The sequence below is a fragment of the Streptomyces roseirectus genome (assembly GCF_014489635.1).
Classification (GTDB): Bacteria; Actinomycetota; Actinomycetes; order Streptomycetales; family Streptomycetaceae; genus Streptomyces; species Streptomyces roseirectus.
Genome location: NZ_CP060828.1, coordinates 6,660,817 through 6,680,512, shown reverse-complemented (window position 1 = coordinate 6,680,512; position 19,696 = coordinate 6,660,817). Strand labels below are relative to the sequence as shown.

General features: G+C 71.1%; 20 protein-coding genes. 10 read left to right on the top strand and 10 right to left on the bottom strand.

The window, feature by feature from the left end:
* Positions 1-46 precede the first annotated feature (46 nt).
* The gene (locus tag IAG44_RS28590) at positions 47-679 is read left to right on the top strand and encodes a response regulator transcription factor (RefSeq protein WP_187752894.1); all 633 of its coding nucleotides are present in this window, start codon (positions 47-49) and stop codon (positions 677-679) included.
* Positions 680-945: 266 nt separating this feature from the next.
* Here the strand turns inward: IAG44_RS28590 and IAG44_RS28585 are convergent, their stop codons facing one another.
* From IAG44_RS28585 to IAG44_RS28575, 3 genes are all read right to left on the bottom strand, one after another.
* Positions 946-1,683, bottom strand: coding sequence for a class I SAM-dependent methyltransferase (locus IAG44_RS28585; protein WP_187749947.1), 738 nt, complete (start codon positions 1,681-1,683; stop codon positions 946-948).
* Between the two features lie 81 nt (positions 1,684-1,764).
* A complete protein-coding gene (locus IAG44_RS28580) occupies positions 1,765-2,412 on the bottom strand; it encodes a class I SAM-dependent methyltransferase (protein ID WP_187749946.1) in 648 nt (215 codons plus the stop codon).
* A gap of 204 nt (positions 2,413-2,616) precedes the next feature.
* A complete protein-coding gene (locus tag IAG44_RS28575; RefSeq protein WP_187749945.1) occupies positions 2,617-4,374 on the bottom strand; it encodes an MFS transporter in 1,758 nt (585 codons plus the stop codon).
* Positions 4,375-4,646: 272 nt separating this feature from the next.
* On the opposite strand from IAG44_RS28575, the gene IAG44_RS28570 reads away from it, so the two are divergent.
* The 4 genes from IAG44_RS28570 to IAG44_RS28555 all read left to right on the top strand — a co-directional run bounded on the left by IAG44_RS28570 (position 4,647) and on the right by IAG44_RS28555 (position 9,060).
* Complete coding sequence (locus IAG44_RS28570) at positions 4,647-6,104, top strand: MFS transporter (protein ID WP_187749944.1); 1,458 nt, start codon at positions 4,647-4,649, stop codon at positions 6,102-6,104.
* Positions 6,105-6,114: 10 nt separating this feature from the next.
* Complete coding sequence (locus tag IAG44_RS28565; RefSeq protein ID WP_187749943.1) at positions 6,115-7,059, top strand: N-acetylmuramoyl-L-alanine amidase; 945 nt, start codon at positions 6,115-6,117, stop codon at positions 7,057-7,059.
* Between the two features lie 84 nt (positions 7,060-7,143).
* Entirely contained in the window at positions 7,144-7,950 is an 807-nt protein-coding gene (locus tag IAG44_RS28560; protein ID WP_187749942.1) for a DUF5336 domain-containing protein, read from the top strand.
* A gap of 102 nt (positions 7,951-8,052) precedes the next feature.
* The gene (locus tag IAG44_RS28555; protein ID WP_187749941.1) at positions 8,053-9,060 is read left to right on the top strand and encodes an LLM class F420-dependent oxidoreductase; all 1,008 of its coding nucleotides are present in this window, start codon (positions 8,053-8,055) and stop codon (positions 9,058-9,060) included.
* A 102-nt stretch (positions 9,061-9,162) separates the two neighbouring features.
* Here IAG44_RS28555 and IAG44_RS28550 read toward each other — a convergent pair whose 3' ends face one another.
* Positions 9,163-9,726 (bottom strand): hypothetical protein, encoded by a 564-nt coding sequence (locus IAG44_RS28550; RefSeq protein ID WP_187749940.1) that lies wholly within the window; start codon positions 9,724-9,726, stop codon positions 9,163-9,165.
* A gap of 152 nt (positions 9,727-9,878) precedes the next feature.
* Here IAG44_RS28550 and IAG44_RS28545 point away from each other — a divergent pair, with 152 nt between their 5' ends.
* A complete protein-coding gene (locus IAG44_RS28545; protein ID WP_187749939.1) occupies positions 9,879-10,166 on the top strand; it encodes a hypothetical protein in 288 nt (95 codons plus the stop codon).
* 22 nt (positions 10,167-10,188) lie between these two features.
* Here IAG44_RS28545 and IAG44_RS28540 read toward each other — a convergent pair whose 3' ends face one another.
* The 3 genes from IAG44_RS28540 to IAG44_RS28530 are packed head-to-tail and all read right to left on the bottom strand — an operon-like array spanning position 10,189 to position 13,399.
* Positions 10,189-11,256, bottom strand: a complete 1,068-nt coding sequence (locus IAG44_RS28540) for a prenyltransferase/squalene oxidase repeat-containing protein (RefSeq protein WP_187749938.1) — start codon at positions 11,254-11,256, stop codon at positions 10,189-10,191.
* Positions 11,253-11,987, bottom strand: a complete 735-nt coding sequence (locus IAG44_RS28535) for a class I SAM-dependent methyltransferase (RefSeq protein ID WP_187749937.1) — start codon at positions 11,985-11,987, stop codon at positions 11,253-11,255. The genes IAG44_RS28540 and IAG44_RS28535 overlap by 4 nt, the downstream gene beginning before the upstream one ends.
* Entirely contained in the window at positions 11,981-13,399 is a 1,419-nt protein-coding gene (locus IAG44_RS28530; RefSeq protein ID WP_187749936.1) for a glycosyltransferase family 4 protein, read from the bottom strand. The genes IAG44_RS28535 and IAG44_RS28530 overlap by 7 nt, the downstream gene beginning before the upstream one ends.
* A gap of 186 nt (positions 13,400-13,585) precedes the next feature.
* Between IAG44_RS28530 and IAG44_RS28525 the strand changes: the two genes are divergently transcribed.
* Positions 13,586-14,173, top strand: a complete 588-nt coding sequence (locus IAG44_RS28525; protein WP_187749935.1) for a TetR family transcriptional regulator — start codon at positions 13,586-13,588, stop codon at positions 14,171-14,173.
* A gap of 13 nt (positions 14,174-14,186) precedes the next feature.
* Here IAG44_RS28525 and IAG44_RS28520 read toward each other — a convergent pair whose 3' ends face one another.
* On the bottom strand, positions 14,187-14,420 hold the full coding sequence (locus tag IAG44_RS28520) for a ferredoxin (RefSeq protein ID WP_187749934.1): 234 nt from the start codon (positions 14,418-14,420) through the stop codon (positions 14,187-14,189).
* A 2-nt stretch (positions 14,421-14,422) separates the two neighbouring features.
* Positions 14,423-15,874 (bottom strand): aldehyde dehydrogenase, encoded by a 1,452-nt coding sequence (locus IAG44_RS28515; protein WP_187749933.1) that lies wholly within the window; start codon positions 15,872-15,874, stop codon positions 14,423-14,425.
* Positions 15,875-15,984: 110 nt separating this feature from the next.
* On the opposite strand from IAG44_RS28515, the gene IAG44_RS28510 reads away from it, so the two are divergent.
* From IAG44_RS28510 to IAG44_RS28500, 3 genes are all read left to right on the top strand, one after another.
* Positions 15,985-17,028: a Strvi_7410 family MBL fold metallo-hydrolase gene (locus IAG44_RS28510; protein ID WP_187749932.1), complete on the top strand. Its 1,044-nt coding sequence runs from the start codon at positions 15,985-15,987 to the stop codon at positions 17,026-17,028.
* A 187-nt stretch (positions 17,029-17,215) separates the two neighbouring features.
* Positions 17,216-17,560, top strand: a complete 345-nt coding sequence (locus tag IAG44_RS28505; protein WP_187749931.1) for a hypothetical protein — start codon at positions 17,216-17,218, stop codon at positions 17,558-17,560.
* Between the two features lie 326 nt (positions 17,561-17,886).
* Positions 17,887-18,312, top strand: coding sequence for an aggregation-promoting factor C-terminal-like domain-containing protein (locus IAG44_RS28500; RefSeq protein ID WP_187749930.1), 426 nt, complete (start codon positions 17,887-17,889; stop codon positions 18,310-18,312).
* A 24-nt stretch (positions 18,313-18,336) separates the two neighbouring features.
* Here the strand turns inward: IAG44_RS28500 and IAG44_RS28495 are convergent, their stop codons facing one another.
* Positions 18,337-19,572 carry a cytochrome P450 gene (locus tag IAG44_RS28495; RefSeq protein ID WP_187749929.1) on the bottom strand — a complete coding sequence of 412 codons (1,236 nt, stop codon included), beginning with the start codon at positions 19,570-19,572 and terminating at the stop codon, positions 18,337-18,339.
* Positions 19,573-19,696: the final 124 nt, after the last annotated feature.

The following is a 19,696-nucleotide window of genomic DNA, read 5'->3' as shown; positions in this document are numbered from 1 at the left end:
CCCCCTGAACTCGCCGTACTCCCCGATGGACCCGTCGGAGAGCGAGATGCCGAGCAGTCACCGTCCCGCGAAGTCGATCCGGGTGCTCCTCGCGGAGGACCAGGGCATGATGCGAGGCGCGCTGGCGCTGCTGCTGGGGATGGAGCCGGACATCGAGGTGGTGGCGCAGATCGGCGCCGGGGACGTGATCGTGGACACGGCGCTGGTGTGCCGTCCCGATGTGGCCCTCCTCGACATCGAGCTGCCGGGCAAGAGCGGGCTCGACGCGGCGGCGGAGTTGCGGGACGAGGTGCCGGACTGCCGGGTGCTGATCCTGACGACGTTCGGGCGGCCGGGGTATCTGCGGCGGGCGATGGAGGCGGGGGCAGCGGGGTTCCTGGTCAAGGACGGGCCGGTGGAGGAGCTGGCGCAGGCGATCAGGAAGGTCCTGACCGGGGAGACGGTGGTGGACCCGGCGCTGGCGGCGGCAGCCCTGACGGCCGGCCCGAACCCGTTGACGACCCGTGAGCGAGGGGTCCTGGAGGCGTCGGCCGACGGCGCGACCGTGGCGGACATCGCGGTGAGGCTGCGGCTGTCGGAGTCGACGGTCCGCAACTACCTCTCCGCGGCGATCGGCAAGACGGGCACCCGCAACCGCACGGAAGCGGTCCGAGAGGCAAGACAACAGGGCTGGCTGTAGAAACCCACCCAGCCCTGAGAGCCGCCCACACGGACCCCGCCTACACGGACCCGCCACACGAACCCCGCCGACGAACCGCCGGCCAACCCGAACCCCGCCGAGCCCCGTCCACCCGCACGACCCCGCCCACAAGTCACCGGCTCACACGGACCACCAGTTCACACGAGCCCCGGCTCAGACGACCAACCCCGTGGTAGGGCCGCCCGCACAGGCCCCGCCCCCGAACCACCGGCCCACCCCACCCGTCCGCCCTACCCACACCCCGCCTACGCCCCACCCCGCCGGAACAACGCGGTCCACAGGAAGTCCTCGCCGAAGCAGGAGGCCCCCTCCCCCAGCTTCCGCATACGCCGCAGCTGGACCTCGGTCAGCCCGGCGAAGATCGTCCGCAGGGAGGCGTCGGTGTAGGCGAGGCCGCCCTGGAGGCCGCCTTCCCGGTAGAAGTCGGCGTCGGGGAGTTCGGAGCCCATCCCGCCGACGGCGAAGCAGTTCAGTCCGAAGTACCCGCCGGGTGCGAGCGCCCGGTCGAGGAGACCCAGATAGGAGACACGGCGATGAGGAGGCAGGTGATGGAAACACCCGGAGTCGTAGACGAGGTCGTAGGACCCCGTCAGCTCGGTGCCGACGAGCTTGAACGCGTCGCCGAGGTGGAAGCGCACGTCCACACCCGCCTCGCGGGCCCGTTCGCCGGCCCAGCGGACGGCGGCCGGGGAGATGTCGACGGCGTCGACCTCGTAGCCGTGGGCGGCGAGGTAGCGGGCGTTGCGGCCGGGACCGCAGCCGAGTTCGAGGGCGCGCCCGCCGGTCAGGACCCCGCGTTCGACGAGGTCGGCGAGGTTTTCGTCAGGCTTGTCGACGAAGAACGGCACGGACCGCGAGCGGTCCGCGTAGAAGCGGTCCCACCAGTCGCCGCCGGCGCCGTCGCTCCACCGGTCGGCGTCGGCCGTGAAGAGGCTGTCCAGCAGGTCGAGCACGTCGTCGACGGTACGTATGTTCCGGTCCATCCGGCCCCCTTCCCCACGAGATCATTTTACCGGCCCACGCAGGGACGAACCGGGTCAACTCCCCCTGGTTCCCAGGTCACTTCACCGTTTCCGGAGCACCCTCAGCGACCCCTGCACACCGACTTCCTCGAAGGCCCCGGACTCCAGTGCCCGCAGGTAGATCCGGTAGGGCGCCTGCCCGGTGAACTCGTCCTCGGGCTCGGGGAAGACGTCGTGGATGACGAGGAACCCGCCCGGCGCGACATGGGGCGCCCACCCCTCGTAGTCGGCGCCGGCGTGCTCGTCGGTGTGGCCGCCGTCGATGAAGACGAGCCCGAGGGGCGAGTTCCACAGCCGGGCGACCTGCGGGGACCGTCCGACGACGGCGACGACGTGCTCTTCGAGCCCCGCCTTGTGGAGGGTCCGCCGGAAGGTGGGCAACGTGTCCATGACGCCCAGCTCGGGGTCGACGGTCTCGGGATCGTGGTACTCCCACCCCGGCTGCTGCTCCTCGCTGCCCCGGTGATGGTCGACGGTGACCGCGACGACCCCCGCCCGCCGAGCGGCCCCGGCCAGCAACACCGCCGACCGCCCGCAGTAGGTCCCCACCTCAAGCACCGGCAACCCCAACGCCCCCGCCTCGACAGCGGCCGCGTACAGAGCCAGCCCCTCATCCTCGGGCATGAACCCCTTGGCCCCGAGAAAGGCGTCCAGAACCTCCGGCTCGGGCAGAACAGCGAGGGCGTCCATGGGGGGTTCCTTCCGAAAGCGCGACGATGCCGCCCCCATGCTGTCGCACGACCGTACGAGCCCTCTTCTCACCCCACCCTCAAAACACCCCAGCCACAACGCGCCCCCTCAGGGGCGCGGGGCTGTGTCGATTTGCGGCTCCGCCACGTGGGCGCGACCAGCCACACCAAACCCGCAGCCCGCCACACAGCCCCGGCCCACCCCCTACTGAACGGAGGAAACAACCCCCTCACTCGCGGGCAACGCGAGATCCACCTCGACCACGTCCACCCCCGCATGACTGGCCGGCGAGGCCAGCGGCCCATGCCCCACCGCCTTAGCGGCAAGCACATACGCCCCCTCCCCCGGCACGGCGACGACGTACTCCCCGTCCTCACCGGAGACAACAGCCCCAGCCTGCCGCCCCCGCCGGTCGATGAGCGTCACCTTGGCCCGGGCGACAGGCTCCCCGGAAGCGGACAACACCCGCCCCCGAAAGCCCTGGAGAACAGCCGAGGCCCGCTCAAGATTGGCCTCTTCCTCACTGCTGGCCCGCAGCTGGGTATGCCCCCCGTCCTGCGAAGCACCCCGCCCCGGCAGGAACAACGCCAGCACGAGCCCCACGGCAACAGCGGCCGTGGCGATGAGGAAGGACACCCGGAACCCATGCATCGTCGGGACGGCAACGCCCCCCACATGGTTAGCGGTGTTCGCGAGGACCATCCCGATCACGGCGCTGGAGACGGACGTCCCGATGGACCGCATGAGCGTGTTGAGCCCATTGGCGGCCCCGGTCTCGGACGCGGGGACGGCACCGACGATGAGCGCCGGCAGCGAGGAGTACGCGAGCCCGATCCCCGCACCGAGGACGACGGCGATGACGAGGCTCTGCCAGGCCGCGCTCATGAGCCCGAGCCCGGCCCCGTACCCGACGGCGATGATCATCAGCCCGAGGATGAGGGTGACCTTGGGCCCGTACTTGGCGGAGATCCGCGCGTACACGGGCGCGGTGAACATCATGGTCAGCCCGAGCGGGGCGACGAGCAGACCGGCGACGACCATGGACTGCCCGAGCCCGTACCCGGTGGCGGTGGGGAGCTGGAGCAGCTGGGGCAGGACGAGGGAGACGACGTAGAAGCTGACGCCGACCATGATCGAGGCGAGGTTGGTGAGCAGGACCTCGCGCCGGGCGGTGGTGCGCAGGTCGACGAGGGGCGCCGCGGCCCGCAGCTCGTAGAGCCCCCACAGTACGAGGACGACGACGGCCGCGGCGAACAGTCCGAGGGTGGTCCCGGAGGACCAGCCCCAGTCGCTGCCCTTGGTGATGGGCAGCAGGAGCAGGACGAGCCCGGCGGACAGTCCGATCGCGCCCGGCAGGTCGAAGGACCCTTCGGCGCGCATGGGGGACTCCGGCACGACGAGCAGGGTCAGCACGATGGAGAGGGCGCCGAGGCCGGCGGAGCCGTAGAAAAGGGCGTGCCAGTCGGCGTGCTGGGCGACGAGCGCGGCGGCGGGCAGCGCGAGGCCGCCGCCGACGCCGATGGACGAGCTCATGAGCGCCATGGCGGAGCCGAGCTTCTCGCGGGGCAGCATGTCACGCATGAGCCCGATGCCGAGCGGGATGGCGCCCATGGCGAAGCCCTGGAGGGTGCGGCCGGTGATCATGGTGAGGAGATCGCTGGTGACGGCGCTGATCAGCGAGCCGACGACCATGACGGAGAGGCTGGCGACGAGCATCCGGCGCTTGCCGAAGAGGTCGCCGAGGCGGCCCATGATCGGGGTGGCGACGGCGCCGGAGAGGAGGGTGGAGGTGAGGACCCAGGTCGCGTCGGAGGGCGCGGTGCTCAGGAGCTGGGGCAGGTCCTTGATCACGGGGACGAGCAGGGTCTGCATGACCGCGACCACGATGCCCGCGAAGGCGAGGACCGGTACGACGGCACCGCTCACTTCGCGGGTGGTCCGGTCGGTCGGCGTATGCGACATGGGCTGGGGCCTCCAAGGCCACGGAAGGGCCGGGTAGAGCGGAGAAAAGGGGTACGTGCAGCCAGAACGACGTATGCACAGGCAACTATTCCGTTGCTTTGCGCGTCTAACGAATCCTTGACCATTTCTTGGGAAACCGGAGGAACGCCTCCGCTGCACGCCGTGGACCTCACGGAATCACGACACCGGGCCCCCGCACAAAGGCGTAAGCCCTCCGCACGAGCCGCACTGCTCCGAAAACCCGATGTGCGGACGACAAACCGCTTGCGACCATGACGACCATGCCCTCCACCCCCGAACCCGCCACGGCCCCCGCCACCGCTCCCCCGCCGACCCCGGCCGGCCGCCGCACTCCCCCGGCCTGGCTGATCGTCGCCCTCGCCTGCGCCGGACAGTTCCTGGTCGTGCTGGACATCTCGGTGGTGAACGTCGCCCTCCCGTCGATGCGCGCCGACCTCGGCCTGAGCGCGGAGGGCCTGCAATGGGTGGCGAACGCGTACGCGATCACCTTCGCCGGCTTCCTCCTGCTGGGCGGCCGGGCCGGCGACCTCTACGGCAGGAAGCGCACGTTCCTGACCGGCCTCGCCCTGTTCACCCTGGCCTCGCTGGCCGGCGGCCTCGCCCAGTCCGAATGGGAGCTGCTGCTGGCCCGCGCGGTCCAGGGCCTCGGCGCCGCGATCCTCGCCCCCTCGACGCTGACGCTGCTCACCGAGGCCGTCCCCGAGGGCCCGGCGCGGGCGCGGGCGATAGCGACATGGACGGCGGTCGGCGCGGGCGGCGGCTCGGCGGGCGGCCTGGTCGGCGGGATCCTCGTCGACACCCTCTCCTGGCGCTGGGTCCTGCTGATCAACGTCCCGATCGGCGCCCTGGTCCTCGCGGGCGCCCTCGCCTGGCTCCCGGAGACCCGCGCGGCGGCGGGCCGCCGGCTCGACGTCCCCGGCGCGGTCCTGGTCACGGCCGGTCTCGCGACACTGGCGTTCGGCATCTCCCGCACCGAGTCCGAGGGCTGGACGGCGGCCTCGGCGCTGCTGCCGCTCGCCGCCGGCGTCGTCCTCATCGCGGCGTTCCTCGCGGTCGAGGCGCGGGCGAAGAGCCCGCTGATGCCGCTGCGACTGCTGAAGCTGAGGCAGGTCGCGTCGGCGAACGTGGCGATGTTCATCAGCGGCTCGGCGACGTTCTGCATGTGGTTCTTCATGACCCTGTACGCGCAGAACGTCCTCGGCTACACCCCGCTGGAGGCGGGCCTCGCCCAGATGCCCAGCTCGTTCGCCGTGATCATCGGCTCGAAGCTGGCACCGAGACTGATGCGGACGGCGTCCCCGCGCGCGGTCGCGGTGCTGGGCGCGCTGATCGCGGCGGCCGGCTTCGGATGGCAGTCGGCGATGAGCGCGGACGGCACGCTCCTGACCGACATCGTGCTGCCCGGCATCCTGATGATGCTCGGCGCGGGCCTGGCCACAACCCCCCTGGCGGCACTGGCCACTTCGGGCGTCGGCGGCGCCGACTCGGGCGTCGTCTCCGGCCTCGTCAACACCTCCCGCACGATGGGCGGCGCCCTCGGCCTCGCCGTCATGGCGACCATCGCCGCCACCCGCACCGGCGACCACACCACCCCCGCCGCCCTGACCGACGGCTACGCCCTCGTCTTCCGCACCAGCGCCGCCGTCCTGATCGCGGGCGCCGCCCTGATGTGGGTCTGGCTGCCGCGCGCGGGCGGCGACAGGGCCTAGGGTGGCTGGCGTGTCGTACACAGGCCCGGAATTCGAACCCGAGCGACGCCGCTCCCCGCTGCGCCGCCCCCTGGTCGTGGTACCGGCGGTGCTGATCCCGGTGGTGGCGGGCTGGCTCGCATACGGCGCGACCGGCGACGACGGCGGCAGCAGCGGCAAGGGCGACGGCAACGCCAGAACGGCAGCGTCGTCGTCGGCCCCGCTGTCCCCACCCCCCTCCGCCGGGACTGCCGACGCGAAGACCCCGGCGAAACCCCTGACCGGCAAGGTGATCGTCATCGACCCCGGCCACAACCCCACCAACTACCAGCACCCCTCCGAGATCAACCGCAAGGTCGACATCGGCACCACCAAGAAGGAGTGCGACACCACCGGCACCTCCACCAACGCTGCCTCCACCAACAGCACCTCCACCGCCCCCGCTTACGCGGAAGCCCAGTTCACCCTGGACGTCGCCCACCGCATGCGCACCCTCCTGGAGCGCGAGGGAGCGAAGGTGAAGCTGACGCAGGACGCCGACCGCCCCTTCGGCCCCTGCGTCGACGAACGCGCACGGATCGGCAACGCGGCGAACGCGGACGCGGTCGTGTCGATCCACGCGGACGGCTCGGCCAAGGGCAACCGGGGTTTCCACGTGATCCTGCCGGGCGCGGTGCACGAGGGCGCGGCGGACACCCGTCCGATCGTCGGCCCCTCGAAACGGCTCGGTGAATTCGTGGCGAACGGTTTCCGCCGGACGACGGGCAGCGCGCCGTCCAACTACGTGGGCGCCGGCACCGGTCTGGTCACCCGCACCGACCTCGGCGGCCTCAACCTCTCGACGGTCCCGAAGGTGTTCATCGAGTGCGGCAACATGCGCGACCGCGAGGACGCCGCGCAGCTCACGAGCGGCGCGTGGCGGCAGAAGGCCGCGCAGGGGATCTCTGAGGGAATCGTGAGTTTCCTGCGCGGGTAGCTTCACCGGACCTCACCGGGCGGACAGGCCGTCGGCGCGGACGATAATGTCGTCCTTACGTTGACGACCGACGAAGGACCTGAAGTGAATATCCGCTCCCTCACTAGAGGCGACGGCGTGGTGATCGGGGCAGCGGTATTGCTGTTCATCGCGTCGTTCCTCGACGTCTACTCGGCCGACCAGGCCCCGGACGGCTTCGACTTCCCGAGCGCTTGGGCGAGCGGTCCGATCCTGCTGGGCGTGGTGCTGGCCGGACTGATCGGGGCCGCACTGGTCGTCGTCTCGCGCGCGCTGCCGCAGGTGCCGAAGGTCGCGGGCCTCGACCTGCGCCAGTTCGGCATCGCCTTCACGGTGTTCGCGGCCTGGAGCGCGCTGGGCAACGTGTTCGACCCGATGAGCGCCATGAACAACTTCGAGGGCTCGCGGGACACCATCGACGCGGGCACGGGGCTGATCCTGCTGCTCGTCGCGTCGCTGGTGATGGCGGGTGCCGCGATCGCGACGCCGCTGGTCCCGGCACTCCAGGGGGGTCTCGTCCCGGCCCCGAAGCCGCCGGCCCCGCAGCCCTACGGCGCCCAGCCGCCCGGTGGTTACGGCTACCCGGGCGCGCAGCAGCAGCCGGCGTTCGGCGGTCAGCAGCCGCCGTTCGGTGGCGGTCAGCCCGCGCCCGCTCCGGCGGCGCAGCCGGTGCCGGAGTTCTCGCCGTTCTGGTTCGCGGTGCCGGTGCCCCGGCCGCTGTTCCCGGAGGACGGCTCGCCCAACCCGATCGCCGAACTCGCCCCCGGTACCTGGTACTTGGCGGTCGAGCAGGGCGGTCAGGGCCTCATCGCCCAGACGCAGGACGGCCGTCGCGGCGTCCTGCGCGACAGCTCGGGCATCCAGCGCGGCTGACCCGAACGCCCTTCGCGCACACGGCCCCTCGCCCTTCCGGGCGGGGGGCCGTTGCCGTACAGTCGCACCCTGCCCCTATCTGACGAACCGTCAGGAGGCGTCATGCGGCTCGGTCTCGCGCTCGGCTACTGGGGCCGGGGCCCCGACCCCGGCCATCTGCCGCTGGTCCGGGAGGCGGAACGGCTCGGCTACGCCTCGGTGTGGACGGCGGAGTCCTGGGGCTCGGACGCGTTCACCCCGCTCGCCTGGTTCGCCGCCCACACGTCGACGATCCGGCTGGGGACGGCCGTCGCGCAGATGTCCGCCCGGCCGCCGACGACGACCGCGATGCACGCGCTCACGCTGGACCACCTCTCCGGCGGGCGCGCGATGCTCGGGCTCGGGCTCTCCGGGCCACAGGTCGTCGAGGGGTGGTACGGGCGACCGTTCCCCGGATCGCCGCTGACCGCGACCCGGGAGTACGTCGACGTCGTGCGCCAAGTCCTGCGCCGCGAGGGGGCGGTGGAGCTGGACGGGCGGTACCACGCGCACCCGTACCGGGGGGCCGGTGCGACGGGGCTGGGCAAACCGCTCAAGCCGATCACCCATCCGCTGCGGGCCGACCTGCCGGTCCTGCTCGGCGCCGAGGGGCCCAAGAACGTCGCCCAGACCCTCCAACTCGCGGACGGCTGGCTGCCGTTGTACTGGTCGCCGGACCGGCCCGACGCGTACGGGAAGCTGGACGTGCCCGAGGGGTTCATCGTCGCCCCCATGGCGCAGGTCCGGATCTGCGCGGACGTCGCGGCGGGGCTCGCGCCCGTGAAGGCCATGCTCGGCTTCTACATCGGGGGCATGGGCACGGCGACCCGTAACTTCCACGCCGACCTCATGGCGAGGATGGGGTACGGGCAACAGGCCCGCCGCATCCAGGAGTTGTTCCTGTCCGGGCGCCGCGAGGAGGCGATCGCCACCGTCCCCGACGCCTTCGCCGACGAGATCTCACTCGTCGGCCCACGCCAACGCGTCGCACGCCGACTTGAGTTGTGGCGCGCGGGCCCGGTGACGGACCTGCTGGCCATGTCACCGGACCCGGAGAGCCTGCGCGCACTGGCGGAAATCAACGCGGGTTAGTGGCAAAGGAGTTGGGCCGCCGGGGTCGGCCACCGCACGACCCCGCTCAGCCCCGCCGCGCGACCCCGCTCAGCCCCTCCACTCAACTCCACTCAACCCCGCTCACCCGCCCGCCAGTTGCCCCGCCGACGGCACCTTGTCCGTCACCGTCGCCCCGGCGCTCTTCCCCGCGTCCTTCACCTTGCCGATGATGTCGTCGAAGGAGCCGGCCGCCGAGTCGTCGCCCTTGCGCAGCTTCGACGGCAGGTCCTTCAGCGCGTCGATGCCGGAGGTGAGCGGTGCCATCGCCTTGGAGAGCAGGGGATCGCCCTCGGCGTTGCGGCCCGCCGCCTTGAGCCGGTTGTACGCGAACGTCCCGGCGAGCCCGGCCTTGATGAGCGCGAACGTCCGCCCCTTGGCGCCCTTCTTGAACTTCCCGGCCTTCCAGGGCTTCACGATCCACTGGTAGGTGGCCCCCGCCGCGAGCCCCGCGTTGGCGACGAACCGCGTCTTGGCGAGCCGCTGCCGCTCGGCCGTGGCCGTCGGGCTGGGGTCCCCCGCGGCGACGGCCGCCGCCACGGTGTCCTGCGCGGCCCCGCTCCCCTTGCCCGAACACGCGGCGCCACCCGCCAGCAGGGCACAACAGACGCTGAGCGCCACAAGAAGGCGCCGTATCGGTACGGCCACGGAATCCTCCGGGATGTCCTCCCCGAGCAGATCTTTCCCGCCCAGCCTCACCGAAGAGGTACGGACCCGCCACCCGGAATCCGTCACGCACAGCGACAACCGCAGGTCAGGGCGGTATGTTTCATCCCGCCCCGTCCGGATACCCGGCATCCATGTCTCCGGATCGAAGCAGTGGCGGCGTCGGCTCGCTCGTGGCGGGCCTCGCCAACGTGCTGGCTCTCGTCCTCGCCCTGTGGATCGCGCTGGACCTCCTGGACGCGGACCGGGCGAACGACTTCGTGCGGTTCGTGCACGACGCGGCGAACTGGCTGGCCGGCTGGTCGCGCGACCTGTTCACGTTCGACGAGAGGTGGGCGCGGGTGGTGGCCGGGTACGGCCTCGCCGCCGTCGTCTACCTGGTGATCGGACACGCCATCGCGAACCTGGGCCGACGGCACTGACGCACCGTCACATCCCCATGGCTCAGCAGCAGTCCGGGTCCAGCCCCACCGGCAACTGCTCCCCGCCGAACACCGCGCACGTCGCCTCGTGCCCGCCCAGCGCCGCGACGGCGAGCAGCAGCGACCCCGCCGTCCACGTCGTCAACTCCCGTGGCCAGACGGCGTCGTCGGAGAAGACGTACCCCGTCCAGTAGAGCCCCGACTCGGGGTCGCGCAGGTGCTGGATGGACTGGAGGATCGACAGCGCCCGGTCGGACTCGCCCATCGCCCAGAGCGTCAGGGCGAGTTCGGCGGACTCGCCGCCGGTGACCCAGGGGTTGGGGACGACGCACCGCACCCCGAACTCGGGCACGACGAACCGCTCCCACCCCTCCTCCACCCGGGACTTGGCCTCGGCGCCGGTCAACGCGCCGCCCAGGACGGGGTAGTACCAGTCCATGGAGTAGCGCCCCTTGTCGAGGAACCGCTCGGGGTGCCGGCGTATCGCGTGCCGCAGCGCCCCGACCGCCAACTCCCAGTCGGGCTGCGGCTCTTCACGCTGCTCCGCGATGGCGAGGGCGCACCGCAGCGCGTGGTGGACCGACGAACTCCCGGTCAGCAGCGCGTCGTTGGTCGGCGTCCCGTCGTCCTCCCGGCGCCACCCGATCTCCCCGCCGGCCTGCTGGAGCCGCAGCACCCACTCGATCGCCGCGTACACGACGGGCCACATCCGGTCGAGGAACGTGTCGTCGCCGGTGGCGAGGTAGTGGTGCCAGACGCCGACGGCGACGTAGGCGACGAAGTTGGACTCGCGGGCCAGGTCGGTGACGTCGTCGTGGGCGCCGTCGGCGTACGCGGCGTACCAGGAGCCGTCCTCGTTCTGGTGGCGGGCGAGCCACAGGTAGGCGCGTTCGGCCGCCGCGTGTTCGCCGGCCGCGTCGAGCGCCATCGCGGCCTCGGTGTGGTCCCACGGGTCGAGGTGGTGTCCCCGGAACCAGGGGATCGCCCCGTCCTCGCGCTGCACGGCGAGGATGCCGCGCACGGTCGCCACGGCCTGTTCGGCGGTGAGGACCCCGGGCAGGACGAGGTGTTCTGTCCGGGGAGCGGTCACCTGGCGTCCACCCGCGGCAGGTGGGGCTTGGTCGCGTACGCCACGAAGCTCTTGCCGATCAGCGGGTTCAGCGCCTGCTCGGCGACCCGGGTGGCCAGCGGTTTCTTCATGATGTCCCAGACGAGCAGCTTGTGGTACGCCTTCACCGGCAGCGCCTGGTCGTTGTCCACGCCGAACGCGCACTTCAGCCACCAGTAGGGCGAGTGCAGGGCGTGCGCGTGGTGCGTGCCGTACGGCTGGAGGCCGGCCTCGCGGATCCTCTCCAGCAGTTCGTCGGCCTTGTAGATGCGGATGTGGCCGCCCTCGACCTCGTGGTACGCGTCGGACAGCGCCCAGCACACCTTCTCCGGCCCGTACCGGGGGACGGTGATCGCGATCCGGCCGCCGGGCTTCAACACCCGTACCATTTCGGCGAGTACGCCCTTGTCGTCCGGGATGTGCTCCATGACCTCGGAGATGATGACGACGTCGAAGGACTCGTCGGGGAACGGCAGCGCGAGCGCGTCGCCCTCCATCGCGGTGGCGGTGGCCCCCTCCGGTGCCTCCCCGGCCTCCTTCATCGCCGCGAACCACTTGGCGACCTCGCGGATTTCGTCCGCGTTCTGGTCCAGCGCGACGACCTGCGCCCCCCGCCGGTAACACTCGAACGCGTGCCGTCCGGCTCCGCATCCGAGGTCCAGCACACGGTCCCCCGGGGCGAGCGGGAACCGGGAGAAGTCGACGGTCAGCACGTGGTCCTGCTTTCGGGGGTGAGGGTGGAAGGAGAGGGTTCGACGGGGGTGTCCGCAGGGGCCGCGCGCCCGGACCGGCCGCTCGCGCAGCGTCCGCCGTCCCGCGCGCCCTCCGTGCGCCCCCGGCTCCTGGCGATCGCCTCGCGGTAGTGCGCGACCGTCCCCTCGGCGGCCCGCGCCCAGGTGAACCGGGACAGCACCCGCTCCCGGCCGGCCGCCCCGAGCCGCGCCCGCAGCTGCGGGTCGCCCAGCAGCCGGCCGAGTCCGGCGGCCAGCGCGCCCGCGTCGCCGGGCGGCACCGCCACGCACGTCTCGCCGTCGGGCCCGGCGACCTCCGGGATCGCCCCGCCCGTCGTCGCGACGAGCGGCGTCCCCGTGGCCATCGCCTCGGCGGCCGGCAGCGAGAACCCCTCGTAGAGCGACGGCACGCACGCGACCTCCGCCGAGCGCACCAGGGCGACCAGCTCGTCGTCCGAGATGCCCTTGACGAACTCGACGGCGCCGTCGAGCCCGTACCGCTCGATCGCCTGCGCGACCGGCCCCTCGGCCGGCTTCTTGCCGACGACGACCAGATGCGCGTCGGCGTGCTCGGTGCGCACCTTCGCCAGCGCCTCGACGAGGAAGACGAGCCCCTTGAGGGGAACGTCCGCGCTGGACGTCGTCACGATCCGCCCCGGGACGACGGGTATGGAGGGGTCCGGCGAGAACAGGTCCGTGTCGGCGCCGATGTGGACGACGTGGACGCGGTCGTCGCGGACGCCGAGATGGTCGACGATCTCCTGGCGCGAGGTGCCGGAGACGGTGAGGACGGACGGGAGGCGGCGGGCGACGCGCTTCTGCATCCGCGTGAACCCGTACCAGCGGCGCACCGAGTACCGCTTCTGCCAGCCCTCGGCCGCGTCCAGCTCCAACTGCCGGTCGACGGTGATGGGGTGGTGGACGGTGGTGACGAGCGGCGCGCCGACGTCGCCCAACAGGCCGTAGCCGAGCGTCTGGTTGTCGTGCACGACGTCGAACTCGCCGCGCCGCGCGCGCAGATGGCGGCGGGCGCGCAGGGAGAAGGTGAGCGGTTCGGGGAAGCCGCCGGTCCACATCGTGCCGACTTCGAGGGCGTCGATCCAGTCCCGGTACTCGTCGCGCTTCGGGGTGCGGAAGGGGTCCGGCGAGCGGTACAGGTCGAGGCTCGGGAGTTCGGTGAGGCTCAGGCCGTCGAAGCCCTCGTCGAGGACGGGGTAGGGCTGGGAGCCGATCACCTCGACGCGGTGCCCGAGGCGGGCGAGTTCGCGGGAGAGGTGGCGCACGTAGACGCCCTGGCCGCCGCAGAACGGGTTGCCCTTGTAGGTGAGCAGCGCGATCGCGAGCGGACCCTCACGGTCGGCCGCCGAGTCGGCCCGCCTGGCCTCAGCGGTCACTCCGGGCCCCCTTCTGCTTGCGCGTGGGTGAGACTACGCCGGGACGGTAATCTAGAACAAGTTTCAGACTTGATCGTCCGGGAGGCTCCGAATCTACCGGCAGGTAGGGGGCCTGTGAGCAGTGGATCAGGTGATTCACGCCACGGCCGCCCACCGTACGATCACCCGGCACCACGGACGGTACCCATGCCCCCGGAACCCCCCTCCCTGACGGAGCGTCAGCAGGCCCGCCGTCGCAGGATCCTCCACACCACCGCCCAACTGGCCGGCCGGGGCGGCTTCGACGCGGTCCAGATGCGCGAGGTCGCGGAGTCGTCCCAGGTGGCCCTGGGCACGCTGTACCGCTACTTCCCCTCGAAGGTGCACCTGCTGGTGGCCACCATGCAGGACCAGTTGGACCACCTGCACACGACCCTGAAGAAGAAGCCCCCCACGGCGGAGTCCCCGGGCGCCCGGGTCGCGGAAGCCCTCATGCGCGCGTTCCGGGCGCTCCAGCGCGAACCCCATCTGGCCGACGCGATGGTCCGCGCCCTCACCTTCGCCGACCGCAGCGTGAGCCCCGAGGTGGACCAGGTGTCCCACCGGACGACGGCCATCATCCTGGACGCCATGCGCGAACCGGACCCGACTCCGGCCCAGCTCTCCGCGGTCCGGGTGATCGAGCACACCTGGCACTCGGCCCTGGTCACCTGGCTCTCGGGGCGGGCCTCGATCGCCCAGGTGAAAATCGACTTGGAAACGGCCTGCAAACTGCTGGACCAGCCGCCGCAGTGAGGAGAAAGGCCCTCTAATCCTCAGGCGGGAAAACCACCTCCCCGCTTTCCGCGAGGGAAATATAAATCGCCTCGACGGGACAGTTCTCGGCCGCCTCCAGAATGATCTCGCTCGCGTCGGTCTCCGCCTCCGAGGGCCGGGCCTGCCGACCCTCGTCGAGCTGGAAGAACCCCTGGGTCCGGTGGACGCACTGCGCGGACCCGATACACAGGGACCGGTCCACGTCGAGCCGCCAGCGATCGCCCACGGCTAGGCCCCGGCCGGCAGGTGGATCATCTTGTGTTCGAGGTATTCACCGAATCCCTCGGGCCCGAATTCCCGACCGAGGCCGCTGTTCTTGTACCCGCCGAAAGGGCCGAGCATATCGAGGCTGAACGTGTTCACGTTGTACGTCCCGGTCCGCACCTGACGGGCGATGTCGATCCCGCGCTCGACGTCCCCGGTCCAGACGCTCCCGCTCAGCCCGTACTCGGAGTCGTTGGCGATCCGGACGGCCTCGTCCTCGTCGCCGTAGGGGATGAGGCAGATGACTGGACCGAAGATCTCCTCGCGGGCGACCCGCATCCCGTTGTCGACCCCGCCGAGCAGCGTGGGCTGGACGTACCACCCCCGGTCGAGCCCGTCCGGCCGCCCGCCCCCGACGAGCACCTTGGCGCCCTCCTCCTGCCCGATCCGGATGTACTCGAAGCTCCGCTCCTGCTGCCGCCGGGCGACCAGCGGTCCGATCTGCGTCGCGGGGTCGAGCGGGTCCCCGACCTTCAGCTCGCGCACGGCGGCGACGAACGCCTCGGCGAACTCGTCGTAGCGCGCGCGGGGCAGCAGCACCCGCGTCTGCGCGACGCACGCCTGTCCGTTGTTCATCCAGGCGGCGGGCCCGATCCCGGCGACGGCGGCGGAGACGTCCGCGTCGGGCAGGACGATCGCCGCCGACTTCCCCCCGAGCTCCAGCGTGACCCGCGTCAGGTTCCGCGCGGCCACCTCCATGACCCGCTTCCCGGCGGCGACGGACCCGGTGAACGCGACCTTGTCGACGTCGGCGTGCCCGACCAGGTACTCCCCCGTCTCCCGTCCGCCGGGCAGGATCGACAACACCCCTTCGGGCAGCCCGGCGTCCCGGCAGATCTCGGCGAGGACGTAACTGTCGAGCGGCGCCTCGGGCGACGGCTTGAGCACGACCGCGCACCCGCTCAGCAGCGCGGGACCCAGCTTGGACGCGGCGACGAACTGCGGCGTGTTCCAGGGGATGACGGCGGCGACGACCCCCATGGGCTCCCGCCGGACGAGGATCTTGCCGAGCACCCCGTCCCGCCGCTCCTCGAACACGAACCCCCGCGCGACGGTGATCGCCGCGTCCCACACCATCATCGACGCGAGCGCCTGCCCGAGCACGCTCCAGGAGTACGGCGACCCGTTCTCGCTGGAGATGACCCGCGCCAGCTCCTCGTGGCGCGCGGCGATCCCGTCCTTGATCCGCGCGACGACGGCGATCCGCTCCTCCAGCGGCAGCCGCGGCCAGGGCCCCTCGTCGAACGCCCGCCGCGCCACCCCGACGGCCCGGTCGACGTCCCCGAAGGACGCGTCCGGCACCCGCCCGATGACCTCCTCGGTGTGCGGCGAGACCACCTCGATGACCCCGTCCCCCAGCGGATCGACCAACTCCCCGCCGACGACCAGCTGCCCGTACTCCACGACCTCGCCCATCACGACCACGCCCTCGGTATCGGCCCCGGTTTCTGACGGTGTTTCAGGAACTGATACCAGTTCTAGTTATAGTGGGCAATGGCCATGGGGCGCCGGGCATCGGAGGGCACATGACGGGGACCGGGACGACGAGTCACGACCATGGCGGCGGTGTCCGCTCCCTCCAAGTCCCCATACCGGACAACCCGTTGGGGTACACGCTGGTCTACGTGATCGACACGGACGGCGGCCCGGTGCTGGTGGACACCGGCTGGGACGACCCGGCGTCGTGGGACACCCTCGTCCGGGGCCTCGCGGCGTGCGGGACGTCGGTCGAGGAGCTGACCGGCGTGCTCGTCACGCACCACCACCCCGACCACCACGGCCTGTGCGGCAAGGTCCGCGAAGCGTCCGGCGCGTGGATCGCGATGCACGAGGCGGACGCGGCGATCGTCCGCCGTACGCGCGAGACGCGGCCGGAGCGCTGGTACGCGTACATGGCGGCGAAGCTGACGGCGGCGGGGGCGCCGGAGTCGCACGTGGCGCCACTGCGCCGGCCCCCTGGGCGCCCGCTCCCCGGTTTCTCCCCGGCGCTCCCGGACCGGGAGATCGTCCCCGGCGAACTTCTGCCCCTCGCGGGCCGGCGGCTGCGCGCGATCTGGACGCCGGGCCACACTCCGGGCCACGTCTGCCTGCACCTGGAGGAGGACCACCCGCAGAACCTCCCCGGCAGGGGCCGTCTCTTCTCCGGCGACCACCTCCTTCCCGAGATCACTCCCCACATCGGCCTGTACGAGGACCCGGACGACGCGACCGTCACGGACCCGCTGGGTGACTACCTCGACTCCCTGGAACGTATGGCCCGTCTCACCCCCTCCGAGGTCCTGCCCGCTCACCAGTACCCGTTCACCGACGCCCCGGCCCGCGTCCGGGCCCTGCTGGACCACCACGACCAGCGGCTTTCAGCATTGCACGCGCTACTGACAACGCCCCTGACCCCGTGGCGGCTCGCGGAACTCATGGAGTGGAACCGGCCCTGGGAGGAGATCCCGTACGGCTCCCGGAACATCGCGGTGTCGGAGGCGGAGGCGCACGTCAGGCGGCTGGTGAAGCTGGGGCGGGTGGAGGCGGTGCCGGGGAGCGATCCGGTGACGTACGTCGCGGTGGCCGAGTAGAGGTCCGTTGCCGCGCTCGCATAAATGCGGGGGCCACGTAAACGCACTGGCGCGCGGTCCTTCGTCCGAGTGAGTACCGGCATGACCCCGGTTCGCCTGGGCAGAGCTGGTGCCGTAACACTCATCACTCTCCGGATCCTTATGCCTCCCATGAGTTACGGAGAGCCCCAGGAAAGGAACCGCGCGCATGCGCATCCGCACCACCCTGGCCGCCGCGGCCGGCGCTCTGGCCCTGCTCGTCGCCGTTCCCACCTCGGCGTCGGCGGCCGACGGCACCTTCTTCTACGCCTACACCGGCCTGGACGGCTCCCCGCAGGTGGCCACCCTGGTGGACCCGCCGAGCCGGGGCTGCGTCACGCTGCCGGAGGTGGCGAACCCTTCCTCCAGCTCCCCCGCGCGCTACGCGTACAACGACACGGGCTCCACGGCCGTGGTGTTCGAGAACCCCGACTGCACGGGCGAGGCGACGGCGCTGGTGCCGCAGTCCGGCGGGGGCGAGCGCACGGAGTTCCGTTCGGTGACTTTCAGCTAGAAACAGCCGAAATGCGCCGTTGAGCGGTGAACCACCCCACATGACCCATGTCACCTACGAAGCCGGTTCGTAGCCCCAGACATGGGTCATGCCCACGCCAATCATGCCCCTGACCTGCGGATTGAGACCCAGCTCACACGAATCCCGCCCACCCCAAATGCGACGAGAACTAGTAAAGGGGGTGTTTGCGGGCACCGCTTCCGCCTGCTTCTCTGGATGACGTCGCACGGCGCCGACAGCCCACGGGCTTCGGCGCCGACGCATGAGCCGGAGGTGCGACTCCCCCGGTGCGAGCGACCGCCCTGTCCCCGAAGAAAAAGGTTCCCGTGTCTTTCGCTGCCGTCCGCCGCATCGCCCTGTCCCCGAAGAAGGCCCTCTCCACCGCCGCCGTGGCCACCGCCGCCGTCGGCATGGCCCTCACCGCGGCCCCCGCCCACGCGGCGTCCGCGTCCGTGGACTCCGCCTCCGAGGCGAAGGCGATCGCCAAGCAGCTGATCCCGGACTCGGCCCAGTACAACGCCTTCGCGCACATCGTCGAGCACGAGTCCGGCTGGGACGTCGACGCGACGAACTCCTCCTCCGGCGCCTACGGCCTCGTCCAGGCCCTGCCCGGTTCGAAGATGGCCTCGGCCGGCTCCGACTGGAAGACCAACGCCGCCACGCAGATCAAGTGGGGCCTGGACTACATGACTTCGCGGTACGGCAGCCCGGCCGCCGCGTGGAGCTTCTGGCAGTCGAACGGCTGGTACTGATCCCCCGCCCGGCCGACTTTTCGGTCAACTGGCGCTGACCTTCAGCTCCTTGACGCCGTTGATCCACGCCGACCTCAACCGCCGGGGATCCTCGACCAGTCGAATACCCGGCAGTGCGTCGGCGATCGCGTTGAAGATGAGGTCGATCTCCAGGACGGCCAGTGACTTGCCCAGGCAGTAATGCGGACCCCCGCCTCCGAACCCGAGGTGGGGGTTCGGGTCTCTGGTGACGTCGAACTCGCCCGGCCGCTCGAAGACTTCGGGGTCGTGGTTGGCGGAGGCGTAGAACAGCCCCACCCGCTCCCCCTTCTTGATCTGCTTGCCGCCCAACTCCGTGTCCTGCGTGGCCGTTCGCTGGAACGACACGACCGGAGTGGCCCAGCGGACGATCTCCTCGGCGGTGGTCGAGGGCCGCTCGCGGCAGTACAGCTCCCACTGCTGAGGGTGCGTCAGGAACGCGTGCATGCCGTGGGTGATGGCGTTGCGCGTCGTCTCGTTCCCGGCGACGGCGAGCATCAGCACGAAGAAGCCGAACTCGTCGGAGTTCAGGTTCCCTTCGTCCTCGGCGGCGACGAGGGTGGAGACGATGTCGTGCGCCGGGCACTTCTTGCGCTCGCCGGCCATGGTCATCGCGTAGGAGATGATCTCGGCGGCGGACTGCTGCCCGACCTCCTCCGTGACGGCGTACTCGGGGTCGTCGTACGCGATCATCTTGTTGGACCAGTCGAAGATCCGCGCCCGGTCCGCCTGAGGGATGCCGATCAGCTCGGCGATGGCCTGGAGAGGCAGTTCACAGGCGACCTCGGTGACGAAGTCGAAGGGTTCGGAGCTGCCCCGGACGGTCTCGACGATGTCGTGCGCGCGGTTGCGCAGCCGCTCTTCGAGCGCGCGGATCGAGCGGGGCGTGAAGCCGCGCTGGACGATCTGGCGGACGCGGGTGTGCTCCGGCGGGTCCATGTTCAGCATGATCAGGCGCTGCGCCTCGATGGACGCGCGCTCGATGTGGTCGTTGAAACGGATGATCGCGGTGTTGACGGAGGACGAGAAGAGCTCCGGGTGGGTCGAGACGTACCGGACGTCGGCGTGCCGGGTGACCGCCCAGTAGCCGTCGTCCTGGAAACCCGCGACGTTGCCGGACTGCGGTATCCAGCGCACCGGTTCGACGCTGCGCAGCTCGGCGAACTCCGGGAGGGGGACTCGGTGATGCAGCAGGTCGGGGTCGGTGAAGTCGAACCCGTCGGGAAGCGCTGGACAGGGCATGAGACAGCTCCCGCAATCTGACGGCTGATCAGAAATAGGTGCGGTGACCGTAGTTCAGGGCGCTTGAGGCTGCAAGACCCTTGCGGTGATGTACGCCACATCCGCAGACTGGCAGCGGAACTAG

Excerpts from the sequence above, each read along its gene's own strand:
- IAG44_RS28590 (WP_187752894.1), top strand. The coding sequence starts at position 47 with ATGCCGAGCAGTCACCGTCCCGCGAAGTCGATCCGGGTGCTCCTCGCG.
- IAG44_RS28585 (WP_187749947.1), bottom strand. The coding sequence starts at position 1,683 with ATGGACCGGAACATACGTACCGTCGACGACGTGCTCGACCTGCTGGAC.
- IAG44_RS28580 (WP_187749946.1), bottom strand. The coding sequence starts at position 2,412 with ATGGACGCCCTCGCTGTTCTGCCCGAGCCGGAGGTTCTGGACGCCTTT.
- IAG44_RS28575 (WP_187749945.1), bottom strand. The coding sequence starts at position 4,374 with ATGTCGCATACGCCGACCGACCGGACCACCCGCGAAGTGAGCGGTGCC.
- IAG44_RS28570 (WP_187749944.1), top strand. The coding sequence starts at position 4,647 with ATGACGACCATGCCCTCCACCCCCGAACCCGCCACGGCCCCCGCCACC.
- IAG44_RS28555 (WP_187749941.1), top strand. The coding sequence starts at position 8,053 with ATGCGGCTCGGTCTCGCGCTCGGCTACTGGGGCCGGGGCCCCGACCCC.
- IAG44_RS28545 (WP_187749939.1), top strand. The coding sequence starts at position 9,879 with ATGTCTCCGGATCGAAGCAGTGGCGGCGTCGGCTCGCTCGTGGCGGGC.
- IAG44_RS28525 (WP_187749935.1), top strand. The coding sequence starts at position 13,586 with ATGCCCCCGGAACCCCCCTCCCTGACGGAGCGTCAGCAGGCCCGCCGT.
- IAG44_RS28515 (WP_187749933.1), bottom strand. The coding sequence starts at position 15,874 with ATGGGCGAGGTCGTGGAGTACGGGCAGCTGGTCGTCGGCGGGGAGTTG.
- IAG44_RS28510 (WP_187749932.1), top strand. The coding sequence starts at position 15,985 with ATGACGGGGACCGGGACGACGAGTCACGACCATGGCGGCGGTGTCCGC.
- IAG44_RS28505 (WP_187749931.1), top strand. The coding sequence starts at position 17,216 with ATGCGCATCCGCACCACCCTGGCCGCCGCGGCCGGCGCTCTGGCCCTG.
- IAG44_RS28495 (WP_187749929.1), bottom strand. The coding sequence starts at position 19,572 with ATGCCCTGTCCAGCGCTTCCCGACGGGTTCGACTTCACCGACCCCGAC.